At 41.0% G+C, this 24,334-nt stretch carries 22 protein-coding genes and 3 pseudogenes; 18 read left to right on the top strand and 7 right to left on the bottom strand.

The window, feature by feature from the left end; all coding sequences use genetic code 11:
• Positions 1-200 precede the first annotated feature (200 nt).
• From SJ2017_RS13920 to SJ2017_RS13900, 5 genes and pseudogenes are all read left to right on the top strand, one after another.
• A pseudogene (locus tag SJ2017_RS13920) lies at positions 201-2,215 on the top strand (DNA topoisomerase III).
• A 204-nt stretch (positions 2,216-2,419) separates the two neighbouring features.
• A complete protein-coding gene (locus tag SJ2017_RS13915; protein WP_055026104.1) occupies positions 2,420-3,298 on the top strand; it encodes a prohibitin family protein in 879 nt (292 codons plus the stop codon).
• Positions 3,299-3,498: 200 nt separating this feature from the next.
• Positions 3,499-3,951 (top strand): hypothetical protein, encoded by a 453-nt coding sequence (locus SJ2017_RS13910; protein WP_055026103.1) that lies wholly within the window; start codon positions 3,499-3,501, stop codon positions 3,949-3,951.
• Positions 3,951-4,937 (top strand): HlyD family secretion protein, encoded by a 987-nt coding sequence (locus tag SJ2017_RS13905; protein ID WP_167692926.1) that lies wholly within the window; start codon positions 3,951-3,953, stop codon positions 4,935-4,937. Before SJ2017_RS13910 ends, SJ2017_RS13905 begins: the two co-directional genes overlap by 1 nt.
• A 129-nt stretch (positions 4,938-5,066) precedes the next feature.
• A complete protein-coding gene (locus tag SJ2017_RS13900; protein WP_080916141.1) occupies positions 5,067-5,561 on the top strand; it encodes a hypothetical protein in 495 nt (164 codons plus the stop codon).
• A gap of 345 nt (positions 5,562-5,906) precedes the next feature.
• On the opposite strand, the gene SJ2017_RS13895 is transcribed toward SJ2017_RS13900, so the two are convergent.
• Positions 5,907-7,205: an alpha/beta fold hydrolase gene (locus SJ2017_RS13895; protein ID WP_080916140.1), complete on the bottom strand. Its 1,299-nt coding sequence runs from the start codon at positions 7,203-7,205 to the stop codon at positions 5,907-5,909.
• A gap of 330 nt (positions 7,206-7,535) precedes the next feature.
• On the opposite strand from SJ2017_RS13895, the gene SJ2017_RS13890 reads away from it, so the two are divergent.
• The 12 genes and pseudogenes from SJ2017_RS13890 (at position 7,536) to SJ2017_RS13835 (ending at position 18,803) form a co-directional block, all read left to right on the top strand.
• Positions 7,536-8,180 carry an MBL fold metallo-hydrolase gene (locus SJ2017_RS13890; protein WP_055026099.1) on the top strand — a complete coding sequence of 215 codons (645 nt, stop codon included), beginning with the start codon at positions 7,536-7,538 and terminating at the stop codon, positions 8,178-8,180.
• A gap of 336 nt (positions 8,181-8,516) precedes the next feature.
• A complete protein-coding gene (locus SJ2017_RS13885; protein WP_080916139.1) occupies positions 8,517-9,542 on the top strand; it encodes an XdhC family protein in 1,026 nt (341 codons plus the stop codon).
• The gene (locus SJ2017_RS13880) at positions 9,542-10,198 is read left to right on the top strand and encodes a nucleotidyltransferase family protein (protein ID WP_080916138.1); all 657 of its coding nucleotides are present in this window, start codon (positions 9,542-9,544) and stop codon (positions 10,196-10,198) included. Before SJ2017_RS13885 ends, SJ2017_RS13880 begins: the two co-directional genes overlap by 1 nt.
• Before the next feature lie 3 nt (positions 10,199-10,201).
• On the top strand, positions 10,202-10,669 hold the full coding sequence (locus tag SJ2017_RS13875) for a (2Fe-2S)-binding protein (protein WP_080916137.1): 468 nt from the start codon (positions 10,202-10,204) through the stop codon (positions 10,667-10,669).
• A 2-nt stretch (positions 10,670-10,671) separates the two neighbouring features.
• Positions 10,672-12,930 carry a xanthine dehydrogenase family protein molybdopterin-binding subunit gene (locus SJ2017_RS13870; protein ID WP_080916136.1) on the top strand — a complete coding sequence of 753 codons (2,259 nt, stop codon included), beginning with the start codon at positions 10,672-10,674 and terminating at the stop codon, positions 12,928-12,930.
• A 100-nt stretch (positions 12,931-13,030) separates the two neighbouring features.
• Positions 13,031-13,998, top strand: a pseudogene (locus SJ2017_RS21965) (alpha/beta fold hydrolase).
• Between the two features lie 293 nt (positions 13,999-14,291).
• Positions 14,292-14,762, top strand: coding sequence for a hypothetical protein (locus tag SJ2017_RS13860; RefSeq protein WP_080916135.1), 471 nt, complete (start codon positions 14,292-14,294; stop codon positions 14,760-14,762).
• 134 nt (positions 14,763-14,896) lie between these two features.
• A complete protein-coding gene (locus SJ2017_RS13855; protein WP_080916134.1) occupies positions 14,897-15,268 on the top strand; it encodes an SMI1/KNR4 family protein in 372 nt (123 codons plus the stop codon).
• A gap of 123 nt (positions 15,269-15,391) precedes the next feature.
• Positions 15,392-15,883, top strand: coding sequence for a rod shape-determining protein (locus SJ2017_RS13850; protein ID WP_244899696.1), 492 nt, complete (start codon positions 15,392-15,394; stop codon positions 15,881-15,883).
• A gap of 93 nt (positions 15,884-15,976) precedes the next feature.
• Positions 15,977-16,414, top strand: coding sequence for an SPOR domain-containing protein (locus SJ2017_RS13845; protein WP_244899695.1), 438 nt, complete (start codon positions 15,977-15,979; stop codon positions 16,412-16,414).
• Between the two features lie 222 nt (positions 16,415-16,636).
• Positions 16,637-18,175, top strand: coding sequence for a transposase (locus tag SJ2017_RS13840; RefSeq protein WP_080915115.1), 1,539 nt, complete (start codon positions 16,637-16,639; stop codon positions 18,173-18,175).
• Between the two features lie 202 nt (positions 18,176-18,377).
• Positions 18,378-18,803 carry a hypothetical protein gene (locus SJ2017_RS13835; RefSeq protein ID WP_080916131.1) on the top strand — a complete coding sequence of 142 codons (426 nt, stop codon included), beginning with the start codon at positions 18,378-18,380 and terminating at the stop codon, positions 18,801-18,803.
• 41 nt (positions 18,804-18,844) lie between these two features.
• Here the strand turns inward: SJ2017_RS13835 and SJ2017_RS13830 are convergent.
• Positions 18,845-19,144: pseudogene (locus tag SJ2017_RS13830) on the bottom strand (transposase); the annotation flags it as partial.
• Positions 19,145-19,503: 359 nt separating this feature from the next.
• Here SJ2017_RS13830 and SJ2017_RS13825 point away from each other — a divergent pair.
• Complete coding sequence (locus SJ2017_RS13825; RefSeq protein ID WP_167692925.1) at positions 19,504-20,229, top strand: aspartyl protease family protein; 726 nt, start codon at positions 19,504-19,506, stop codon at positions 20,227-20,229.
• 115 nt (positions 20,230-20,344) lie between these two features.
• Here the strand turns inward: SJ2017_RS13825 and xthA are convergent, their stop codons facing one another.
• From xthA to trpB, 5 genes are all read right to left on the bottom strand, one after another.
• Positions 20,345-21,154, bottom strand: coding sequence for an exodeoxyribonuclease III (gene xthA, locus SJ2017_RS13820; RefSeq protein ID WP_080916128.1), 810 nt, complete (start codon positions 21,152-21,154; stop codon positions 20,345-20,347).
• Positions 21,154-21,453 (bottom strand): YciI family protein, encoded by a 300-nt coding sequence (locus tag SJ2017_RS13815; protein WP_055026445.1) that lies wholly within the window; start codon positions 21,451-21,453, stop codon positions 21,154-21,156. Before SJ2017_RS13815 ends, xthA begins: the two co-directional genes overlap by 1 nt.
• Before the next feature lie 16 nt (positions 21,454-21,469).
• Positions 21,470-22,015 carry a septation protein A gene (locus SJ2017_RS13810; protein ID WP_055026446.1) on the bottom strand — a complete coding sequence of 182 codons (546 nt, stop codon included), beginning with the start codon at positions 22,013-22,015 and terminating at the stop codon, positions 21,470-21,472.
• Between the two features lie 269 nt (positions 22,016-22,284).
• Positions 22,285-23,097 (bottom strand): tryptophan synthase subunit alpha, encoded by an 813-nt coding sequence (trpA, locus tag SJ2017_RS13800; RefSeq protein ID WP_080916126.1) that lies wholly within the window; start codon positions 23,095-23,097, stop codon positions 22,285-22,287.
• A 9-nt stretch (positions 23,098-23,106) separates the two neighbouring features.
• Positions 23,107-24,312, bottom strand: a complete 1,206-nt coding sequence (gene trpB, locus SJ2017_RS13795) for a tryptophan synthase subunit beta (protein ID WP_055026449.1) — start codon at positions 24,310-24,312, stop codon at positions 23,107-23,109.
• Between the last annotated feature and the right edge of the window lie 22 nt (positions 24,313-24,334).

Raw genomic sequence — 24,334 nt, 5'->3', positions numbered from 1 at the left:
TTCGTTAACATGCTTGAAGGTAATATTTTGTCGTGCAGGCGTCATTTATTGCCAACGATTACCAAACTAAATTTTTTATGGATAAAGTAAAAAAACTTTAAATAATTACTGTAATTGCCCACTGTAATTATATACAGTATCAGCATGATATTAAAAAGCCTGCATTAAAAGGCTTAACTGATTTAAACGGTTTGAATTGAATGATCCTGTATATTGCCGAGAAACCCAGCTTAGGTCGCGCTATTGCCGATGTATTGCCAAAGCCCCATAAAAAAGGCGACGGTTATATCATGGATGCTAATGGCAACTATGTTTCTTGGTGTGTCGGGCACTTGCTGGAGCAAGCTGAGCCAGACGCTTACGATCCAGCCTACAAGTCCTGGCAATTGGCACATTTACCAATTGTGCCTGACAGTTGGAAGCTTAAGCCTAAATCTAAAACGCGTTCGCAGTTGTCCACCCTTAAAAAATTGATAAAACAAGCCTCAAGTCTTGTTAATGCGGGCGATCCAGATAGAGAAGGACAATTGCTGGTTGATGAAGTGATAGCACATGCGGGTGTAAAAGCCGATAAACTTGCCCAAACCCAACGTTTGCTGATTAGCGACTTGAACCCTAGTGCTGTCAAAAGAGCACTAGGACAAATGCGCAGCAATAAAGAGTTCGTTCCGCTTTCAACATCAGCATTAGCTCGCAGTCGTGCTGATTGGCTATATGGCATGAATATGACACGAGCCTATACCATTCAAGGCAAAAAGTGGGTTATCAAGGAGTATTGTCGGTTGGCCGAGTACAAACACCGGTTTTAGGTTTAGTTGTGAGGCGTGATGAGGAAATAGCCAATTTTGTCCCTAAACCTTTTTATGAAGTACTTGCGCATTTATTAACTGACAAAAATGAATCATTCTCCGCTAAATGGAAGCCAAGTGAAGCGTGCCAGCCATATATGGATGAAGAAGGTCGCGTGTTAGCAAAGGGCTTAGCTGAAAATGTTGTTGGTCGAATTACTGATCAGCCTGCACAAGTAACTAAGCTTGAAGCAAAAAGTAAACGCCAAAATCCACCTTTGCCCTATAGCTTATCGTCACTGCAAATTGATGCAGCTAAACGTTTCGGAATGAGCGCAAAAGACGTCTTAGATACTTGTCAAAGCTTATACGAGCGCCATAAACTGATTACTTATCCTCGCTCAGATAGTCGTTATTTACCTGCTGAACAACATGGCCTTGCACCGCAGGTGATAAAAGCAATTGTCAGTAATGACGCGACGTTAACTGCAAAAATTGATTCGCCAAATGCTAAGCTTAAATCTAAAGCTTGGGATGATAAAAAAGTCGACGCTCACCATGCCATCATTCCCACTGAAAAAATGGCTAATTTAACCTCTTTATCGAGCAAAGAAGCGAAATTGTACTCGCACATTGCGAGGCAATATTTAGCCCAGTTTTATCCAGCTTATCTTTATGATGAAACCCAAGTGGAAGTGACCATCGCTGGAGGACTCTTTACCACTAAAGCGAAACAAGAAACTGCAATGGGGTGGAAACAACTATTTGCTTCAAGCCAATCGAGTAAAACAAGCATGAGTGATATAAATGGCCCAAGTGGGCATAAAGATGAAGAGGAACTCAGCACCTTACCTCCGCTCGTAAATGGTCAGCAATTACACTGCGAACGTGGTCAGCTGCTTGAGAAAACCACCCAACCACCGAAGCACTTTACCGATGCGACATTACTTGGCGCCATGACAGGGATTAATCGTTTTGTGAGCAATAGCGAAGTAAAAAAAATCCTTAAAGATACCGATGGACTCGGCACTGAAGCGACTCGTGCAGGCATTATTGAATTATTATTTAAACGAGGTTATTTGCAGCGTCAAGGGAAGTCAATTGTGGCAACCCAAGTCGGAGTCGGACTCGTTCATTCACTACCAGAAAGTGCGACCACACCTGATATGACCGCATTATGGGAAAGTAGTTTAGATGCCATTAGCCAAAAGCAATTACGTTACGATGCATTTATGTCTCCTTTAATTACCCAGCTCAATGAATTGGTTACTCAAGCTGCTAATCAGTTACCTAATGCCTTAGCGGGTGTGACAGGTCCTGGTTACAAAAAACGCCGAAGCGGCGCTAAAACGGGTTATAAACGCAAGTCCACAACGGGTGCAAAATCGGCCTCTAAGAAAAGGCCATCAAAGAAGGCAACGAGTTAATTGGTTTTATGGGGTAAGCCAAGCAATATAAAGGTATGGCTAGTGATTAGCTTAGTGTTGATCGAATAGCTTTACTGTCACTGAGTAACGTGCTTGCGAATACATGCTTTACAAGGTTCTTTTTGATTTGATGTTGCGATTTTGTTTGTTTTAGGTAATCTAGCGCCTTTAATTTAACTACGTCATTAAATCAAAAGGAAGTTTATGAATATCAAGGATGTTTTTAGCACAGGTTCGTTATTTAAAGCCTTGCCTTTATTATTACTAATCATTGCAGTTTTTAACTCTTACTACATCGTTATCGAGGGGCATGTAGGGGTTGTTAAACGCTTTGGCGAAGCAATGGATCAACAAAACCCTGGATTACATTTTAAAATCCCATTTATTGAAACTGTCGAAGTCATTGAAGTTAGAACCCGTAAAAATGCGGAAAAAATGGCTTCAAGCACTAAAGAGCAAATGCCTGTAACCATCGAAGTATCGGTTAACTGGACTGTCAATAAAGAAGCCGCTTTAGATTTGTTTAAAAGTTATGGCGGCTTAAGTCAATTTGAACAGCGTATTTTAGATCCTCGTTTTCGTTCTGCGACCAAAGATACGATCCCACAGTTTGAAGCTGAGCAGTTAATTCAAGATAGGGCCAGTGCAATACAAGGGATTGAGCGTCGTTTATCAGAAGAAATGGCAAACTTCCCAGTGGTTGTAGATAACATTCAAATCGAGAATATTATTCTTCCGCAAAAATACATTAACTCGATTGAGATTAAACAAACTGAGAAGAACTTAGCTGCAGCTGAAGAGCATAAGCTTGAAAGACAGCGTCTAGAAGCATTACGTGCGGTGAATACCGCAGATGCTAAAGCAAAAGGTATTTTAAAAATAGCCGAAGCTGAGGCGCAATCAATTCTGTTAAGAGGTAAAGCAGAAGCACAAGCCATTGAAGCAAAGGCGAAAGCTCTTAAAAACAATCCACTAATTGTGAAGTTAACAGAAGCCCAAGCATGGGATGGTAAGTTGCCTAGCACCATGATGGGTGAGGGGGTCATGCCTATTATGGATATTCGTGAGACTAAAAGTAATTAAATCCAGTTCAGCCCTGAATAGCCAATAGCTACAATCGATAAGCGCAATAGTCTTACTATTGCGCTTTTTTTGCTCCAATGTATTGCGACCGATTTTATCAAGTAAAAAACCGTGGCGTATAATGGTAAGTTTAGCGCGCGAGCACTCCCTATAATTTCTGCCATACCCGATGATTCATTCACATTACGTTAAGGCAGGTTATGACAGATACAGTTACTACAACGCATCCTAACACTCAGTCAGCTAACGGCTTTTTTGCTCGTCATAAAGCTAAGTTTTTTATCTTATTGGCATTAATCACAGTGGCTCTTGGTTCGGTATTTTTGGCCAGTGGCTTTACTGTCCATCATCAAGATATTCCAGCTGATTACTGGACAACAACATCAGCACTTAAAGACAAGTTCTTAGACACTGAAGTCTTTATTGGCGCATTAACAATGATGTTAATAGTGACAATTTGCTTAGCGATTTGGGGGTATTGGAAATTGCACTCACTGCCTAAAAAATATGCGGCGCATACAGGGCAAGCCAAGTTAGTGTTCTGGCTATGTACGATCGGCTTTTTTTATAACGAGTTATGGATAGCGGCCATCCTTATCGTGGTGACAGATTGGAAGAAAATTTCTGCAGTAATAAAAGCGAGACAAGCATAATGAAAGAATTACTTTACCCATACATTTTAATTTGCTGGATATTATTAAAAACCGGTTTAGTGAAAAAAACCACTGCTAACTACATTTCAATGGTAGTGGTAGGTGTACTTATTAACCTTGCTGTGTTTTTTGCGCATCGCTTTTATTCACCAGTCGACTTAACTGACTCATCAGTTGTTCGGGCGCAAACGGCAGTGTTAAGCCCAATTACAGAGTCGATTGACCAATATTATGTGCAGCATAATCAGAAGGTTAAAAAAGGTCAGTTGCTTTATACATTGGTCAACAATGAAGAAACGAATAACTTGCGCAAAATAGAGGCTGAAATTAACAGTTTAAATACTGAAATCAGCCAAACTGAGCAAGATTTAGCTAGATTAACGCAAGTTGAACACGTAGTTGCTAAGCGCGATATTGACCAGTATCAGTCAAGACTGAATGCTTTGAAATTTGATCGAGAGTCTTTAGTTGCTCAAAAACAACAAGTGGAATTCGAAGCAAGCCAACTTGAAATTAGAGCTCCATTTGATGGTGCAGTCACCCGCCTTGATACCGCTGCAGGGTCAAGGGTTGGTAACATCCAACTGTGGAATACTGAAACAAAAATTTTAGAAATGCGTATTCCAGATCAGCTATGGAGCAGAGTCAAACAAGGTCAATTTACAGAGTTTTATGTCGATGCGTATCCAGGCCATATTTTTAGAGGACGAGTCCATTCTGTGTCATTGGCAACAGGTGAAGCACGAGGCAGTCATAGTAGCCAAGAGCAAGGCGTAGCACAGCAGTTAGTGAGTAACGCTAAAAATATTGGCCGCACAGTGCTAATTGAGTTTACTGATCCAGAGGGTATTGAAATTCCAATAGGCGCCCGAGGGTCTGCTTGGATATCAACTGAGAAACCTTTTTCGTTACTTGGACCGATTGACATGTTAGGCGCAGCAACCTTAAGACTAAAAGCCATGAAGAGTTATTTTGGCGCATTCTAATCATCTTCGAGTTTGCAGTAAAAAGAAACCAAAATAGCCCAATATAAACGGAATTTTAGATTGAAGATTGTTGTCAACTTGTTAGGATGATGTAAGTGGTGTTATTTGATTAAATATTAGAGGTTTATGATGTCTGAAGAGCAAACAACTTTAGCAAGACCCTTACATGGTTTTAATAGTCCTCAACGGTACTTCGTGGGTTACACTCTCGCCGTTTTAGTCGATTTAACGGTATTGAATCTACTTGATGAGTTTTGGCAACACATTAACGTGTCATCATTTTCGATTTCATTACTTGTGGCTATTTTGCTGCAATTATTACTTAAGCTCACTATTGCTTTTGAACATAAGTTAGCTGATTACTTTAAAAGTATACCAGGAACTGCACCAAAAGTTTATCGCGCTTTAAGCACTTGGGCGATTTTGTTCTTTTCAAAAATAATCATGCTTGAAGCAATTAACTTAGCATTTGGTGATGCCATTACCTTTACGGGGCCTGTTGATGGCTTGGTTGCGTTCTTTGTTCTGGTCTTTGGTATTTTGATTGCTGAATTTATTGTGTCAAAAATATACTTTTCATTGCGTGATAAGCCGAGTGACAACGAATTAGAGACCACTGCTTAAAGACCGATACTGCTTAAATAAAATCAACTCAGTTTATTTTGATAACTGATGACAGCTAGATAAGGGATTTTCTGATTAGCCAAAGCAAGCTGAGTTTGCTTTGGCTTTTTTATTTGTGTTTACAGTGCAAAATTAATCCAACCTATTGCTTTATAATCTTTATTTTTAAATTCAATAAATTGAAGGCAAAAAAAAATGAGTAAGCTCATTAAGAACCTACTCATAAAATTCACTAGTTCACAACATAAAGGGCGGAACAGGTTTGAGTATGGATGCACTTACTTAACTGAAGATTAATTTAGCGCTCAATAGTGTGATCTGACGCTGCTTTCAGCTTAAAAGTATTTATCTCAGGCTCTTAGAGCGATTTAATGAAATCAATTTATCTAGAATGTGCTCGCCATCGATGCGGATCCCATTATGCTCATATTCCGAAGTCACCCAATACTGTAAGTTATCGACTAATGCCGCTGTTTCAAGGCTGTAGTTCATATCAACGTACATATCTTCGCTATAAATAGCTGCAGCTACCGGCACCGTATTTTGCATCAAAATATCGACGTCATATAAATTAGTCCAATCAGATTTGGCTGCAACAGCATTAGCTAAGTCTTTAAGAGGCTTAAGCTGATTAAATTGTTCAAACATCCATGGATATATCATTTCACCAGTAAAGAGTAATCGTTGACCTTTTTGATAGTTAAATTGCTGAAATTGTTCTCGCACACGATGTGCTGACCAATTTGCGCCACGTTGATGGAACTGCTGGCAATAGATTGATTCATGCATTAAAGCAAAAATTGGATTGGTGTTAAAATCTAACAATTGGCAAAATTGATGCAAGAATAACGGGTTAATTTGCTTACCGTTTGCGGTGTCGATTAAGGCTTGTTCCAACAAGTAATAAACTGCTTCAGGCCCTTGTTCCATACCAAGGTTAACGCCTAATAACTGCAACATCTCAACCGTTAACTGCTCACCCGTGGCTAATATAACGTTGTTGTTTTCAATAAATTCAGCTAATTCGCCAGTCAGTTTGGCAGCGTCACTGAAGCGGCGATAAAAATCATTGTTCTTTTTAATCACTCGCTTATAAGTGGCTTGGTAGACATCGTCAGCTTGGCGCGTTAATGAAGGAATGCCGCCAGTAATATAGGCTTCTTTAATTGAATCTGGCGCCGCTGATAAATATTGCAGCACACAGAAACCACCAAAACTTTGGCCTAAAATACTCCATTGGGTATTGTTAGTTAGCTGCAATCGAATCGTTTCAGCATCCCGAATAATATTGTCGGCGCGAAACTGGCTGACATATTCAACTTGTGCTTCAGGGGATAAATGGCTCAGGGTGACATGATTTAATAAGGTTGATAAGCCAGTGCCACGCTGATCGAGTAAAATAACACGAAACTCTTGCAATGCACGTTTAATCCAGCCGCTGTTTTCAACAGGTCTTACAGCACCAAAGCCCGGCCCACCTTGAAAATAAACCAAATAAGGTAAGTCTTTATGCTGGTTTTCAGTGCTAACAATTTCACGGGCGAATACAGTAATTTTCTCGCCTTCAGGTTGTTGATAATTTAAGGGAACCGAGAAAAAATGTTTCTTTGAAACAATACCTGAAAGTATGCTATCCATTTGCATGCTGTACCTGTGAATAAAGGCTAGAGAAAGGTAGTATTGTAGAAAGCTTAACTATCAATCACAATCAAAAACTGAGGGTATATTAGTAATTTACCTTTCGCTTTTACTGATTTATGTTTGTTATCATTTACAGCGTTTTTAACTTGTTGATTATTTAACCTTTTAATCGTTTTTCACGTGTTAATAACCGAGTGATTTAATTCAAGTGGCTTTTGAATATCATTATTCGTCAATTTATTTTGTTGATTGCAAAGATAGATCAAACTTTTTTGCGCCACTTAACGCATAATAGCGACAAAGCAAACGCCTGCTAAAGTGAGGATGTAAGACATGAAATACCAAATCATTCCAGTGACCCCGTTCCAGCAAAATTGTAGTGTGATTTGGTGTGAAAAAACCAAACTCGCTGCAGTCGTTGATCCTGGTGGTGACATTGACCGCATCGTCACTGAAGTCGAAAAACTTGGGCTTACTTTAGAGAAAATATTATTAACACATGGGCATATTGACCATGTTGGCGGCGCCAAAATGTTATCTAATCAATTAAATATTGATATTGTTGGCCCACATAGTGCCGACAAGTTTTGGTTTGATAATCTAGCTAAACAGAGTCAAAACTTTGGTTTTCCGCATATCGACCCCTTTGAGCCGACACAATACCTCAATGAAGGTGATAAGGTGACAATCGGCGAACAAACCTTATCGGTATTGCATTGTCCCGGCCATACACCTGGCCATATTGTATTTCACTCTGCTGAGTCGCATTTAGCTTGGGTTGGCGATGTGTTATTTAGAAGCTCTATTGGTCGCACTGATTTTCCGCAATCTGACCATAAGCAATTAATTCATTCAATTACTCAAAAGCTTTGGCTATTGGGCGATAAAGTCAGCTTTATTCCGGGCCATGGGCCGATGTCAACATTTGAAGAAGAACGTCAGCATAACCCGTTTGTAGCAGATCAGCTGCTTGGTTAAGCCGTTATCAATAATTAATGGGTCATTGATTCAGTTATTGTTACATTTTATTACGCTTTTACTTCTACTTCATAAGCCAGCAAGAGCCCCGTCTTGCTGGTAATATGCCGACTAAATCGTTAACGGTATTTTTATTAGGCGTTACTAATCTTTGCTTTATGCCTATCCTTTGTTAGCTTATACAGACTCGCTTTGCAGTATGCTCATTTTCGTTTGTCTATATCCAATGACTTGAGGTGCAAAGGTCAGTTCGCTTTGGCAGCGTTATGCTGCCTGCTCCCTTTTGGGGTTAGCGCAATAAGTGCGAAAAGGAATTAAAATGATAGGCAAGGATTTATGGCACATCACTTATTATCATTGTTAGATACTTGGGCTGAAAAGCCGCAATTAGATTGGGCATTAGCCATTATTACCTCTGTTGAAGGTTCATCTTACCGTAAGCCTGGGGCAATGATGTTATTCGATCCTTTGGGTAAAACATTAGGAATGCTCAGCGGTGGATGTTTAGAAGCTGATTTACGTCGTCATGCCCAACATGCGATTCAATCACAACAAGTATTGCAACTTACCTATGATGCTACCGATGAAAATGACACCAGCTATCAGTTAGGCTGTGGTGGCATTGTGCACATTATGATGGTTCCTTTACTGGCTGATAACCAATACCTAGGTTTGCATGAGCTACATCAGCAACTCACTGTCGGCCAACAGGGCTATTATCAATTATCACTGAATGACGACGGTTCCCATGCCGCAAATACTCGAGGGAAGTTTATTCCTGCAGTGCAGTTACAATCCTCTTCGTTAACTAAAACAACCCAAATAACAAACGAGCAAGGTGAACTTCTACAAGTGCCAGTTAGAGCACCTTTTCATCTTGGCATTTTTGGTGGTGGATTAGATGCGCAACCATTAGCAGCCATGGCAAATCAGTTAGACTGGAAAGTTACCGTATTTGATAGCCGCACGGCCTATGCAAGAAGTTATGACTTTCCAACCGCCAAAATTAATAAAACCCCATTAACACAATGCCAGCACAGTGATTTTTCTCACTTAGATGCTGCCGTTGTGATGAACCATAACCTTGAGCTAGATAGCGACGCATTAACGGCGTTGCAGCCGATAGCAATCAGATATATTGCATTACTTGGACCTGGTCATCGACGTGACAAAGTGTTTGCCATGGCAGGTTTACGCCCACAAGATTTTAGTGGATTTATCTCAGCTCCAGCCGGATTAGCGATTGGTGGCGAGCTACCGAGCTCAGTCGCTTTGAGTATTTTATCTCAGTGTCATGGAGTACTTCATCATCATTTTGCGCAACAAGATGATGTCAGTAGGCTTGATAGGGTGATGGACTGATGACTTTTTTGTCTTCTATTCCCAAAATTACCACAGTGATGCTAGCGGCAGGACAAAGCAGCCGATTTGATGGCGCTAAGCTTGCTGCTTTGGTGTCAGGTCCAGAAGTGAACGATCCTGATGTTCAGGCTAAAAACCAAAGTTTGCTAGCTCACAGCTTAGATGAACTGACGCAAGCAACTGAGCAGATGGGCATGGATAAACCAGTTGTGATACTCGGTGGTCATAAAGATACTTTGCTTCCTTTATTACCAAGTAACACTGAGTACCTAGTCAACCCAGATTGGCAGACAGGTATTGGCAGCTCAGTTGCGATGGCGGCGGAATATGCCCAAGCACAACATGCCGATGCTTTATTGCTATCGCTGGCAGATCAAGTTGCTATCACTCAACAACACTATATGAGCCTTTTTCGTGTGTTTTGCCTTTTTGGTCAAACCACAGCAGCGTATTACCAACAAAACCCTGGAGTACCTGCGATATTTTTGTCTGAAAATTTTCAACAACTTCAACAATTACCAGGTGATGCTGGTGCTAAAAATTTATTACTACAACATTTATCAAATCAAAGCTTGGCAGTACTACCGTTAGAGCAAGCCGCCATTGATATTGATACTAAAGCCGATCTTAATTGGTGGTTGGCTAACAAGGAGTAAGTGATGTCACAAGAGATGCAAACACTTGAAATTAATGGAAAGAGCTTCACCTTAGATGCAGATCCGAATATGCCGATATTGTGGGCACTACGAGATATCTTAGGATTAACTGGTACTAAATATGGTTGCGGTGCTGGTCTATGTGGGGCTTGTACTGTGCATGTTGATGGTAAACCTGTTCGCGGTTGTTTAACCAGCATTAAGCAGGCTGCAGGTAAGTCTGCAACGACCATTGAAGGACTTGAAGCTGATAAGTTAAAAGCGGCATGGGAGAAACACAATGTGCCGCAATGTGGTTATTGCCAAGCTGGGCAACTCATGTCTGCTGCAGCATTACTTAGTACCACAGCCAAACCTTCTGAAGCGCAAATCGATGATGCGATGTCAGGCAATATTTGTCGCTGCGGCACTTATCCCCGTATTAAAGCTGCGATCAATACCGCTGCAGACAATAGTAAAGTGGAGGCATAACCATGACCACATTTACCGCAGTACAGAATATTAGTCGCCGTAATGTGCTAAAGCTGTTTGGTGCAGTAGGAGGCGGTTTAGCACTAGGGGCATCAGGTTTAGCTTGGAGCCCTATGGCTATCGCTCAAGAGGCAATAGCCCAAGGTAAGCAAGCACAGCTGAATATCTTTATCGCCATTGGCGAAGATAATAAGGTGTATTTAACCTGTCACCGCTCAGAAATGGGTCAGGGGATCAGAACAGGTGTGCCACAAGTTTTAGCCGATGAATTAGAAGCCGATTGGGATCAAATTGTTGTCGTACAAGGTCTCGCAGATGAAGAGTTTGGCAGTCAAAACACCGATGGCAGCCGCAGTATTCGTAAGCATTATCAAAAAATGCGTCAAATGGGCGCAACAGCAAGAAGCATGTTAGAGCAAGCCGCCGCTAACCAGTGGCAAGTCTCCCCATCAGATGTGTATGCAAAAGCGGGTAAAGTGCATCACAAAACCAATGGTAAAAGCTTATCATTTGGTGAGCTCGCGATTGCAGCGTCCGCTTTGCCAACACCCGCACTTGATAGTGTCACATTAAAGCCTGCATCAAAATTTACCCATATCGGAAAATCGCCCACGATTGTTGATATGGACGATATGCTTAACGGCCAAGCTGAATATGGTTTTGATGTCAAAGTAGCAGGAATGGTGCACGCCTCAATTACTCGCCCGCCAGTATTAGGTAGTGATGTGGCTACTTTAGATGATAGCGCCGCCCGTCAAGTCGCAGGGGTGTTGGATGTGATTCAAATCCCGATATCAAAAGGTGCGCCGTTATTTCAGCCATTAGGGGGCGTTGCCGTTATCGCAACCAATAGCTGGAGTGCGCTGCAAGGGCGAAAAGCCTTAAACATCACATGGACAGAATCAGCAAACAGCCAATATGACTCGGATGCCGATTTAGCAGAGCTTGTTAAACGGGTCGGTGAGCCAGGGACTGTGATTCGACAGTTAGGTGACTCCGTGACCGATTGGAGCGATGATAATAGCTTGTCAGTGGTTTATACCGTGCCTTATTTAACCCATGCCATGATGGAGCCGCCAGCGGCTGCAGCATCTGTCACCAAAGACGGCTGTGAGTTGTGGGCATCGACCCAAACGCCGCAAAGTACTCAAAAGAATGTCGCTGGCGTTTTAGGCTTAAAAGATGAACAAGTTAAAGTGAATGTCACTTTACTAGGTGGTGGTTTTGGCCGTAAATCAAAACCTGACTTTAGCGCCGAGGCCGCGTGGTTATCACAAAAAATCGCCAAACCTGTAAAGCTGTTATGGAGCCGTGAAGATGAAATTCAAAACGGGTATTATCATGCGATTAGTGCGCAGCATTACCAAGCAAAGTTAGATGGCAATAAAGCTCCAACGGCGTTACTTGCCCGTACAGGTTTTCCATCAATTAGCTCAACCTTTGCTGAAGGCGTCGATATGCCATCAGCAGGGGAGTTAGATCTTGGTTTTTCGGATATGCCGTTTAATTTAAGCCAAATTCAATTGGAATCAGTCAAAGCTACTGCGCATTCCCGTATCGGTTGGATGCGCTCAGTGTGTAATATTCAGCATGGTTTTGGTGTCGGCAGCTTTGTCGATGAACTTGCTGTTAATGCAGGCAAACCCTGTATTAACATGTGGCGTGAGCTATTGGGCAAACCGCGACAAGAAAAGCTTGAAAACCAAGTGGTGAAATACGGTAACTATGGTGAGACGCTAGAAGATTTTCCCATTGATATTGGCCGCTATTTAGGTGTGATTAATGCCGTTGAAAAGGCTATGGCTAAACAGCCTAAAATCAAAGCCAATCAAGGCTGGGGTTTTGCCGTGCATCGCAGCTTCGTCAGTTATGTTGCTGTCGCCACATTAGTTGAAATGGATGGCGATAAGCTAAAGGTTCTGAAGAGTATCGCCGCCATTGATGCAGGCACAGTGGTGAACCCAGATAGAGTGCACTCGCAAACGGAAGGCGCGATTATATTTGGGTTAAGCCTCGCAATGATGGGCGAAATTAGTTACAAAGACGGTAAAGTCGAGCAATCTAATTTCCATAACTATCCGCTGCTACGCATCGGTCAGTCACCAGAAATTGAAACCATTATTGTTGAGTCAGATGCCAAACCTGCAGGCGTAGGTGAACCCGGCGTGCCGCCAGTGGCACCGAGTTTAACCAATGCGATATTTGCAGCCTCTGGTAAACGTTATCGCGATTTACCGCTGAGTAAAGTGTTAAAAATGTAGACGAAGTATTTATAGTCGAATTTACGCCCAAGCTATTAACTAGCTTGGGCTTTTTATGGTTTAAGTTTTTATAAAATGTCGTGAAGGAAGGCTTGTTGTAATGTTAAAAGGAATTGACTACATGAAAAAACGTTTCACTTTTTTATTGTTGGGGCTCAGTGTCAGCTTAGTTTTTTTGTATACCGTCACGCCAGTTTCGACATTATTTCATTACCTAATCAAAACTGAACGCAGTATGGCTAGCCTAGACGTTAATCGAGTTAAGGTTGGGGAACTTGAAATTGAATATCTGCGAGGAGGTAGCGGGCCACAATTAGTTTTACTGCATGGTTTTGGCGCAGATAAAGATAACTGGAATCGTTTATCGGGCTACTTAGTCGATCAATTTGATGTTATCGCAATTGATTTACCAGGATTTGGCAATAGCACAAAGAATTTAGCATTAGACTATGATGTTGCTTCTCAGGTCGATAGATTACATCGAATAACAGCGGCAATTGGCTTAGAAAAATTTAGCTTAGCAGGTAGTTCTATGGGGGATACATTGCAGGAAATTTTGCTGCTCAATATCCAAACTCTGTTGATAAATTGTGGCTCATAAGCCCATTTGGAGTTGAAGGTGCCCAATTCAGTGACATGTTTGCTGCGACTAAGAAGGGACTAGCCCCCATTGTTTTACCGAAAACAGAAGCGGAATTCTCAGCGTTATTTGATTTTTTATTTGTCGAACCGCCATTCATCCCATCGCCAATTATTCGTTATTTAGCAAGTCAGGTAAGTGAGAATATAGCAATAAATAGCAAAATATTTGAACAAATTCATAGAATGAAAAATGGCGAACCGCACCCAGATTTACCTCTTGATAAGGTCTTGAATAATTATAAAGGACCAGTACTCGTAATGTGGGGAGACAAAGATAGAGTATTGCATGTGTCAGGGGCATCTGTTCTCAAGCAGGTTATTCCACATGCCAGATTAGCCGTTATGACGGATGTGGGGCACTTGCCTATGGTTGAAGTGCCATCAGCAACCGCAGAATCATTTCTCACGTTTACGAACGCGCATTAACCATTATGTGAACCGGTTAATGCTTGTGATACTAGAGATAGGGACGTTAGCCCACTAGCATACATAATTGACGAGATAAGTCAGTCTTTCCTAACTCATTGAGAGGCGATTGGCTTTATCATGTATAAGTACCGTTGGGAGCGCCTTTTCGCGTTGAGTGAATGATTATTTTTGTCAATAACCCAAATCTCATTTGAAATTTTTAATCATGAATATTCACATAACGACCCCAAATAATTCTTGGTTAACTCAATTCTCGTTTTTATCCATAGTTAAGCTGATTGATTTAGATAATGGTGGCTGTTAAGTTATTAAAATTATTAATAAATAGAGCTACTAGTGATCAAGTTTTGGTAAAGTACCTAAGGGTGTTTATCGGAATTCTCGCTAATACGCTGTTAGGGTTACTCGATATGGATGTCACATCTATCAAGTTAAAATCATCAACTGCTGACTGTGAAGAACAGCCAAAGATTGAATGGAATAATTTTGATTTATCAATAAAATTCAAAAATTGGAGTGCCCAAGAAGTTACTCTGAAATTTTTCGATGTACCTCACTTTAAAATGCTAAGTAGTGATGAAATTGCTGTCTCAGATTTAAGTGATGATTGTGTTTATGAAGTTAAAAATTCTGATCTCATCGAGAGTTTAGTTAAGTGCGGAGAGGTAACATCGGAAGAACAATTTAAGCATTGGTTTATCGGTTTTAATGAAATTGGTTCTTTCGTTGAAGTAATATTCAGAGGTTACAGTGAACAGTAACCCTAACAAAAACATTATTTCGTTCGCAAGCTCACTGGGACAATTACTCACTAGCTGGCGCTTCGCACAGTATAGCCAGCAATTAATTGCCCAATATGTTAAGCGTTAGTTGTACTTAATCCGAGTCAGAGTAAATGAAAGAATTCGAAGTGAAAATACCTACCGACATTGAAATTGCAGAAGCTCAAGAAAAGCTAGGTTTCACGTTTCCACCCGAATATGTGGCATTCATTAAATCTGGATATGATCTAGGAGATGCTCCACTTGAAGCATTGGAAATCGTCGAACCTCCTAGGCATGCTGACATATACGAAGCATTGGTGAGTGCTCGAAAGTTTTACGATTTACCTGTTGAGCTTATGCCTATCTGTGAAGACAACTCTGATTACTATTGCATCAATAATAATGGTGAGGTGGTGTTTTGGGCGCACAATGGAACTACCAATGAAAAGTGGGCAAACGTGACCACTTGGGCTAGACAAATGGTTCTAGAGGCTGGCGAGTAACGTACAACTAACAAGGTTGTAAACGCGAACAAATAACAGTTGGCTTTGTTCGTGCCTCACAAATTTTAGCCAACTATTATTAGCCGGTTACAACGGCGTTAAGTGGCTCGGAGGCCCAGAGTATTGTTTACATTTATAAGAAGCCTTTTCTCGCATGATTTACTTTTTGAATTAAGTGAAAACAAACTTTCTATTAAAGCTTTCTCTTCTGATTTGTCGTATGAAAATGAACCTTATATAGCAATCGAAAACACTAAAAAAGGTGAAGTAATAAAAGCAATTGGAAAGGAAGCCAAATCCCTTTCAGGCTCGAACATTAGAGTGCTTAACCCTTTTAAACACAATCGATCATTTGTCGCCGACTTTATGTGTGCTGAGAAAATACTGCAGCATGGGATGTACACTTTGCATAAATCTAAAATCAAACCTTCGCCTCGAGTCATAGTTCATCAATTGGAGAAAACCGACGGCGGTCTAACTGATATAGAAGAAAGAGTTTTACGAGAGCTAGCACTTGGGGCTGGAGCTCGTGAAGTAGTTATATATTTAGGTTCTAAAATTAACACTAATATTGAAGACTTTGATAAAGTAAAATCAAGAGTATCAGCCACTTAACAAGTCGTTAAAGCAGGACAAATAACAGTTGGCTTTTGCTCCTGCGTCGCTAATTTTAGCCAACATATTATTTGCCTCTTAACGAGGCGTTAGGTGTATCAAGTGTTCGCATCAGAGTTAACTGAAAAATTATTAGCAGAAGGTTGTACGCCAGAAAGCTTTGCTGTGTTATCACGCCAAAGTGATGCTTACTGCATAGATAAGATATGGGGCGAATGGGCTGTTTTTTATTCTGAAAGAGGAATAGATTCTAAACCTATCTATACATCGGATTCTGAAACTGAGGCTTGTGAGTTCTTCTATGATTACATTCTAAAACAGGAGCACTGGCATTTAGTTGGATTTTTTAAAGTTGAAGCAGAGGCGCTAGAACTAGAAAGCATGCTGGATAAAATTGGCATACATTCAATTCGCAATGATATTCCGGCTTTTAACGCACCCAATGATCCAAGGTACCGTGTATTTGTTGTAGGCAAAGACATATTTAAAGCAAAAGAAAAGCTTGGTAGTTTAGCAATAACATACACCTAACAAGTTACTCAAAAGGACGCAAAACGCTTGGCTTGCACTCCTTCGTCGCTAATTTTAGCCAAGCATTTATTCGCCCATTAGTAAGGCGTTGAGGCTGTAGAATTTCTCTCCAAATGACGTTTTCAACGTCTTTTACAAATAAACTTATCTGGTTGTTTTTTAACCTTGCGGCGTATCAATGTCTGTGATCTAATAGATATTATTCACCTACAGTAAATTGTTATGGCCAACTACAAGCCTGACTTATCCTGTCAAAGTAAATTCATTCCCATCAATTTTTCAGAGCAAATTCTGCCTGGTACGTTTGAGTATGCGCTTTGTTATATTATCGAGAATAAACTTGATTTATCGACATTTGATACCTGGTATAACAATGATAAAACGGGGGCAGCGGCGTATTCTCCCGCTGTGATGTTGAAGGTTATTTTACTCGGTTACGCTCATGGTTTAATCAGTAGCCGACGCATTGCCAAAGCTTGCGAAAACAATATTTTGTTCATGAGTGTGTCCGGTGACGTTCAGCCACATTACACTTCTATAGCGGGGTTTGTGGCTAAAATGCATGAGCAAATAGAACCCCTTTTTACCCAAGTGCTGATGATATGTGACGAAGAGGGATTAATCGGTCGTAATATGTTCGCTATTGATGGTTGTAAGATGAAGTCAAATGCGAGTAAAGAATGGAGCGGCACATTCGATGAACTTGGTCGTAAAAGAGTTAAGCTACAGCGTGCAAGTCAGCGTATTATTGAGCGTCATCAAGCGCAAGATGGGCTAAGTGAAGAGCTCGCCACACAAGATTTAAAGCAAAAAGAAAAGCTGGATAAAAGTGCGGATAAAATTACGACATTCCTTGCGACACACAAAGAGAAGTTAGGCAGTCAAGGCAAGCCTGTAAAAAGTAATATCACCGATCCTGACAGCGCCAAGATGACGACATCTAAAGGCACCATACAAGGTTATAACGGGATTGCGATAAATGATGATAAACATCAAATCATCCTACAAGCAAAAGCGTGGGGCTCGGTCGGTGAACAACAAACGCTCAAGCCTGCAGTCACGCAATTAAAACAACAGCTCGATAAACTCCATGTCGATATGCCCTCAAACGAACACACCATTAAATTCACCGCAGACAGCGGGTTCAATAGTGAAGCTAATTTGGCATTTATGGCGCAAAGTGGCTTTGATGTTTACATTGCCGATAACCAATTTAGAAAACGAAACCCGCTGTTTAAAGACAGTGAAACTTACGAAACAGAACAAGAAAAACGCAGATTTAAACGACGTCAGGGCAAGCCGCGCTTATTTACCTCTAGTGACTTTCATTATGATGAAACCACTCAGACCTGCCGCTGTCCTGCGGGCAATGACATGTGGCGAAGTGGTATCAATGTTAAAAGTTATAACCAAGAGTACACCCGATTCTGTGGTTACTTAAAAGACTGTAAAAACTGCCCGCTACAACAGCAATGCATGCGCAAACCGCCGATAAAAACGGGTCGGCAAGTACAGTTTAAGAATGATGAATCACGCAAAAAGCTCAGTTACATTGATAAGATGAAAGTGAAGATAGACAGCCCGATGGGACGACGACAATACAGCAAACGGCTCGGTTGTATTGAGCCAGTATTTGGCAATATTACGGTCAATAAAGGCATGAACAAACTGACCTTACGAGGCCAAGAAAAAGTAAACGCCCAATGGCAACTGTATTGTCTTGTTCATAATATCGAGAAACTGCAACATAGTATGCATTAAGAGGGGAAGCCCTTTTTACCTTTAAAAGTGACGTCTAAAGCTTCACTTAAACCGCAATTATCCCCACTTAAAATCAATGCTTGAAATCATAATGAAACCTAGGCTAAATGCTTGAATCAAAATAGGAACTCATATACTGTTTATTGATTGAACAATTAATTTTAAACGAGTAATTCTACAAGCTCGTTAGGAAGAACACAAAATGGAGTTTCCATCTGACCTTTGTGATTATCTCAAAGAAGGCAATCAATTAGATTACGACGTTTCAAAAGCTGAAGCGGGCAAAGTCGGAATTTGTAACCTAGCAGAGATCAAATCTGGAGTTGTTTGGGTTTCGCCTGAAGATGACGAAATTGATGCATATTATGAGATTACAGCTGTAAGCATTACAAATTACTGTGAAGATTATGATCCAGAATTTATTTTACTTTGGCTACCAAATGAAAAGGTTTATGGGGCTTGGGATTGTGACCACTGGGTTTTAACTATATTCCCTAACGCAAGTTGGACGGATATCGCTGAAAACCCGTTACCGTTTCTTAATGCTCAGTGGTATCCTGAAAGTGATTTAGGTCAGGTATTTAATCCAGCATCTAAATACGAATTAATACTAGGCAGGCCTTTCTAAAAGTTCTTCCTAACAAGAGACTATGGCGCCAATAGCTAATTTCAAGCTTTTGGCGCTTCCCACATCACACCATCTCTTAGCATTGAATTAAGCGTCACGACCATCTTTCTAATACAGGCAATAATAGCTACTTTCTTTGGTTTTCCGGCTTCGACTAAACGTTGGTAAGTTTCTTTAAAAACAGGGTTTGATTGTATGGCTGACATCATTGCTATATACAAAACAGTCCTGACCTGATGCCGTCCACCTTGAATTTTTCGTTGGCCTTTGAAGCGACCACTTTCTTTATTCATTGGTGCAACACCAACTAATGAACTCGCTTCTTTATTATTAATATAGCCACCCATTTAAATGGGCTTTAGCGTTGATGTTGTTTGGTTTGTCATGCTTTAAGTCAATTTCAAGTTAGCCATCAAAATTGAGTCGTGCTACTTTTATTAATTATTTAACTAGGGATTACAACTTAGGCGATGATAGATTCATGATATTGAAAAGGACTTTTTAAACTATGCTCTATTCCTCAGTAACAAGATTATCTTCAGTAATAAAAATACCTTTTGTAATAAGCGCTATATTCCTCAGTTTCTCTTGCTATACAGCCACAGTAAGCGCTACTCAAATAAAGCAAAATTTACCACTTGTTGAATCGGAAGATGGTCAACTCCATCTGGATGTGATGATCCAAGCCTTGTCCGGCCGAATGATTATAGATACAGGCTCTTCAAGTTCTGTTTTAGATCGCAGATATTTGTCCAGTATTGATGATTATACGTCTGTGGATGTTGAAAAAGGCTATGGCTTTGGATCTGAGCAAGCGATGATGATTAGTGAGAAAATCCAACTGTCAGGATTTACTGTATCAGGCTATGAACTATCTAGAGTTAATATCAACACTCATAATTTGTCGGGTATTAATCAACAATATTTAGGCTTGTTGGGTTTTGACCTGCTGCAATTAATCGCTAAAGGGCTGCAATTTTCTGAGCTGCAAACTCAATTACTGGCTCAATATACTCTTGATGAAACCAAGAATAACCTCAACTTATTTTCGTCAGGTTTTGGTATACCTTACGTTGTGGTTAATATTAACGAGCAGGAAGTGGGACTTATTTTAGATACTGGCTCACAATATTCGATAATCAATCGTAAGAATGCCGTCGACTTATCTATTGCTTCTGAAGTTATTCCTAATGCCTATGGCCAAGATATTAATGGTAAACAGATCCCAATTAGCATGAGTGATTCTGTCGTGGTGTCTAATGGTAAGGCTTCACTATTTGAAAACCGCTTTATTGTTACCGATCTTGACTCAGTCATTGTTAACGATAGCTTTAATCATCAAGTCATCGGGATTATCGGACTCAATCAATTAAAATCATTAAACATCGAAATAGGTTTTGAATCTAATACGGTGACTTTTCAATAGTTATTGATTATTTAGCTCAGCCCGTAAACGCAAAGCCTATTTAAAGCACAAAAAAACCTAACAAGTAGTGTTAGGCTTTTTATCATTGAGCGTTAACAAGGTAAAAGTTAGCTTGTTAGTCTGAAAAGGTGCTCCAAATCGGCGCATGATCTGATGGCTTTTCGATGCCACGTAAATCGTAATCCACATCAGATTCGGTTAAGCGTGGTAACAATGACTTGGTCACCATGACTACATCAATACGTAGACCTCGGTTATCGTCAAAACCTTTACTGCGGTAATCAAACCACGAGTAACGTTCAGTGCGCTCAGGGTGTAATTCACGGAAGCTGTCGACTAAGCCCCAGTCTTTTAGACGTTGCAGCCATTCACGTTCTTCTGGTTGGAAACTACACTTACCTGTTTTTAACCAGCGTTTGGCGTTCACTTCACCAATACCAATGTCTAAATCCACTGGTGAGATGTTGATATCACCAATAATGGCAATGTCTTCATCTGGGGTGTGGTTGTCAGCAAGGTGCTGCATTAAGTCTTGGTAGAACTTACGCTTAGCTGGGTATTTGGTTTCGTGACTGATGTTTTCACCTTGTGGGAAATAACCATTCATCACGGTAATTATGCGGCCATTAGCTTGTTTGAATTTACCCATTATCATTCGGCGTTGGGCATCTTCTGCATCATCTTTAAAGCCTTTAATGACTTCGATTGGCTCGGCCTTTGATAGCATAGCAACGCCGTAATGGGCTTTACCGCCATGGTAATGTACGTGATAACCCATGGCTTCAACATCAGCTACAGGAAACGCTTCATCATGTACTTTGGTTTCTTGCAAACCGATAACGTCTGGCTGGTGGCTATCAATTAATGCTTGCAGTTGATGTAAGCGCGCACGAATACCATTGATGTTAAATGAGACAATTTTCATTACACAAGTACTCGCTTAAAAGGTTTAACAATAACGTTCGCATACACACCCGCTTCGATGTATGGGTCTTGGTCTGCCCATGCTTTTGCTGTTGCTAATGAGTCAAATTCTGCTACCACGAGCGACCCTGTAAATCCCGCTTCGGCTGGCTCTTCACTGTCAATTGCAGGATGTGGCCCAGCAACTAATAGGCGGCCTTCGGCGGCTAATGCTTCTAACCTTGCAAGGTGAGCAGGCCGTGCACTCATGCGTTTTTCTAGACTGTTTTCTACATCTTGTGACGAAATCATGTACCACATAGATAGGTTCCTTGAATTATTTTATTTGTTCCGATTCATCGTGTTCCATGTGCTTGTATAAATACATCACAGTAACCACGGTATTGACTAATGTCAGGGCCGTTAAGCCAAATACTTTAAAGTTTACCCAGGTTTCTAGGGGCAGGCTAAAGGCAATGTAGATGTTACCTAGACCACAAGCGACGAAAAATGCTACCCAGTACCAGGTTACATTTGCCCAAATTTTGTCGGGGCATTTCATTTCTTTGCCGAGCATACTTTTTAAAATAGGTTTGCCGATGAGCTGGCTAACTAATAACGCTATAGCAAAGAAGGCATAAACAATGGTGACTTTCCATTTGATAAAGGCGTCATCATGGAAAATTAACGTCAAGGTGCCAAAAAAGGTCACCATTGCAAAGGTGATTAGATGCATTTTTTCAACTTGCTTGTATAGGATATAGCTGACAATAAGTTGCACAGCTGTCGCAGCGATAAGTGCGCCTGTTGCTGTATAAATGTCATAAAATTTATAGATGGCAAAAAAGATGACCAACGGAAGAAAATCAAGCAATTGTTTCATATGATGCTAAGGCCTAAATAAGTCAATTTACAGACTAATATTGCTCCCAACTGATAGAACAGGGTTTTATATTAATCATAGTGAAAATAGTAAGCTCAGAGTCTAGCATGGCTGCTAGGTTGATATGAAGGGCTTCAGGTCTGTGTTTGGCGGTTTTACCTTGATTGTGGGTTAATAAAAGTTCATAAACATCAAAACAAAATGCCACTCGGTTGAGTGGCATCTTTAGTCTTAATTTAAGCTTAACTTTTCCGCAGTAAAACCATTATTTATGACTTGTGTGTTGCCGCTTTCATATTGCGAGTAAATTCGCCGAGTTCACTTAATAAAGCTTTTTCATCGTCTTTATTTCGCTCAATGATTTTGACAACTGCTGAGCCAGATATCGCACCAGCAGCACCTGCATTAATGGCTTCGCTTACTTGTTGTGGTTCGGCGATACCAAAACCTAATAACGGAGGCGGCGCATTAAACTCGGCAAGCTTGGCAAGGATTTCATTAATTGGCTGACCTGCTTTTGACTCCGTACCTGTTACACCTGCACGTGACAACAAGTAGGTATAACCTTGGCCATGCTCACTCACCATTTTTAAGGTGTCGCTGTCCGCATTCGGCGGCGCAATGAAGATTGGGGCAACCCCATGTTTGTGCGCTGCTTCGCTAAATGGCGCAGATTCTTCAACTGGCACGTCGGCAATCAATACTGAATCGACGCCAGCTTGTTTTGCTTTTGCGTAGAATTCGTCGATACCATTAGCAAAGACTAAGTTGGCATATAACAGCAAACCAATCGGCATTTCTGGATATAACTCTCGGACTTGCGATAGAAGTGAGAAACAATCAGCAACCGTTGTGCCTGACTCTAGCGCACGTAAGTTAGCACCTTGAATAACAGGGCCATCTGCTAGTGGATCTGAAAACGGAAAGCCAAGTTCAAGGGCATCTGCGCCATTATCCACTAGGGTTTTAATGATCTTTAAAGATAGGCCAACACTTGGGTCGCCTAAGGTGACAAACGGTACAAATGCACCTTGTTGTTTTTGCGCTAATTGGTCAAAAGCGGCTTGATAACGAGTAGTCATAATAAGTCCTTATTTCGCCGCTTCAGCTGAGGCTTTTTGTTCTAAGATGTCAGAGACGGTAAAGATATCTTTATCGCCACGCCCTGATAAGTTAACCACCAGAATTGTTTCTTTAGTGGCTTCTTTTGCCATTTTTACTGCATAAGCAATGGCATGGGCAGATTCAAGCGCAGGAATAATCCCTTCTGAGCGAGCAAGCAGTTGGAAGCACTCTAAGGCTTCATCATCGGTTGCTGATTCATATCGTGCGCGACCAGTGGCATTCAAATAAGCGTGCTGCGGCCCCACTGATGGAAAGTCCAAACCTGCAGAGACTGAGTATGACTCTTCAATTTGACCGTCAGTATCTTGCATCAGCGGCGCTTTCATACCAAAGAAAATACCGGTTTTACCGTGTTTTAATGGTGCGCCATGTTGTGGGGTATCAATGCCTTTACCTGCGGGTTCGACACCGATTAACTCAACGTCGGTTTCTTCAATAAAGTCTGCAAACATACCAATAGCATTTGAGCCACCACCAACACAAGCAATGACAGCGTCAGGTAAACGACCCTCTTTTTCAATAATTTGCTTTTTGGTTTCTTCTCCAATCATACGTTGAAATTCACGCACGATTGTCGGAAATGGATGCGGCCCAGCTGCAGTGCCAAGTAAGTAATGCGCTTTGTCATAACTTGCTGACCAGTCGCGCATAGCTTCATTACACGCATCTTTTAGGGTTGCAGAACCAGATGTAACAGGGATCACTTCAGCGCCCATCAATTTCATTCTGAATACGTTTGGTGATTGACGCTCTACATCTTTAGCGCCCATGTAAACCTTACATTTAAGATCTAGCAGTGCACAGGCAAGTGCCGTTGCAACGCCGTGCTGTCCAGCGCCTGTTTCAGCAATGATTTCTTTTTTGCCCATACGCTTAGCCAGCAATGCTTGACCTAACACTTGGTTAGTTTTGTGCGCGCCACCATGGAGTAAATCTTCACGTTTTAGATAGATTTTAACCATAGGGTTAGGGCTTAAGTTACGGGTTAAGGTTAATGCGGTAGGGCGACCGGCATAGTTTTTCAGTAACTCAGTAAATTCTTTTTGAAACTCAGGATCTTCTTGGGCGTCAACAAATGCGGTTTCTAGCTGCTTTAACGCTGGAACTAAAATTTGCGGGACATACATGCCGCCATATTCGCCAAAATAAGGGTCAAGCTTAAGCTTTGTCATTGGGTCTTCCTTATCAAATTTA

It is taken from the genome of Shewanella japonica, assembly GCF_002075795.1.
In the GTDB taxonomy this organism is placed as follows: Bacteria; Pseudomonadota; Gammaproteobacteria; order Enterobacterales; family Shewanellaceae; genus Shewanella; species Shewanella japonica.
The sequence above is the reverse complement of the archived record's forward strand: the minus strand, read 5'-3'. Positions and strand labels throughout refer to the sequence as shown.

What these genes read in the sequence shown, in the direction of transcription:
- SJ2017_RS13915 (WP_055026104.1), top strand. Translation starts at nt 2,420, where the DNA reads ATGAATATCAAGGATGTTTTTAGCACAGGTTCGTTATTTAAAGCCTTG.
- SJ2017_RS13910 (WP_055026103.1), top strand. Translation starts at nt 3,499, where the DNA reads ATGACAGATACAGTTACTACAACGCATCCTAACACTCAGTCAGCTAAC.
- SJ2017_RS13905 (WP_167692926.1), top strand. Translation starts at nt 3,951, where the DNA reads ATGAAAGAATTACTTTACCCATACATTTTAATTTGCTGGATATTATTA.
- SJ2017_RS13900 (WP_080916141.1), top strand. Translation starts at nt 5,067, where the DNA reads ATGTCTGAAGAGCAAACAACTTTAGCAAGACCCTTACATGGTTTTAAT.
- SJ2017_RS13895 (WP_080916140.1), bottom strand. Translation starts at nt 7,205, where the DNA reads ATGCAAATGGATAGCATACTTTCAGGTATTGTTTCAAAGAAACATTTT.
- SJ2017_RS13890 (WP_055026099.1), top strand. Translation starts at nt 7,536, where the DNA reads ATGAAATACCAAATCATTCCAGTGACCCCGTTCCAGCAAAATTGTAGT.
- SJ2017_RS13885 (WP_080916139.1), top strand. Translation starts at nt 8,517, where the DNA reads ATGGCACATCACTTATTATCATTGTTAGATACTTGGGCTGAAAAGCCG.
- SJ2017_RS13880 (WP_080916138.1), top strand. Translation starts at nt 9,542, where the DNA reads ATGACTTTTTTGTCTTCTATTCCCAAAATTACCACAGTGATGCTAGCG.
- SJ2017_RS13875 (WP_080916137.1), top strand. Translation starts at nt 10,202, where the DNA reads ATGTCACAAGAGATGCAAACACTTGAAATTAATGGAAAGAGCTTCACC.
- SJ2017_RS13870 (WP_080916136.1), top strand. Translation starts at nt 10,672, where the DNA reads ATGACCACATTTACCGCAGTACAGAATATTAGTCGCCGTAATGTGCTA.
- SJ2017_RS13860 (WP_080916135.1), top strand. Translation starts at nt 14,292, where the DNA reads ATGGTGGCTGTTAAGTTATTAAAATTATTAATAAATAGAGCTACTAGT.
- SJ2017_RS13855 (WP_080916134.1), top strand. Translation starts at nt 14,897, where the DNA reads ATGAAAGAATTCGAAGTGAAAATACCTACCGACATTGAAATTGCAGAA.
- SJ2017_RS13840 (WP_080915115.1), top strand. Translation starts at nt 16,637, where the DNA reads ATGGCCAACTACAAGCCTGACTTATCCTGTCAAAGTAAATTCATTCCC.
- SJ2017_RS13835 (WP_080916131.1), top strand. Translation starts at nt 18,378, where the DNA reads ATGGAGTTTCCATCTGACCTTTGTGATTATCTCAAAGAAGGCAATCAA.
- SJ2017_RS13825 (WP_167692925.1), top strand. Translation starts at nt 19,504, where the DNA reads ATGATTATAGATACAGGCTCTTCAAGTTCTGTTTTAGATCGCAGATAT.
- xthA (WP_080916128.1), bottom strand. Translation starts at nt 21,154, where the DNA reads ATGAAAATTGTCTCATTTAACATCAATGGTATTCGTGCGCGCTTACAT.
- SJ2017_RS13815 (WP_055026445.1), bottom strand. Translation starts at nt 21,453, where the DNA reads ATGTGGTACATGATTTCGTCACAAGATGTAGAAAACAGTCTAGAAAAA.
- SJ2017_RS13810 (WP_055026446.1), bottom strand. Translation starts at nt 22,015, where the DNA reads ATGAAACAATTGCTTGATTTTCTTCCGTTGGTCATCTTTTTTGCCATC.
- trpA (WP_080916126.1), bottom strand. Translation starts at nt 23,097, where the DNA reads ATGACTACTCGTTATCAAGCCGCTTTTGACCAATTAGCGCAAAAACAA.
- trpB (WP_055026449.1), bottom strand. Translation starts at nt 24,312, where the DNA reads ATGACAAAGCTTAAGCTTGACCCTTATTTTGGCGAATATGGCGGCATG.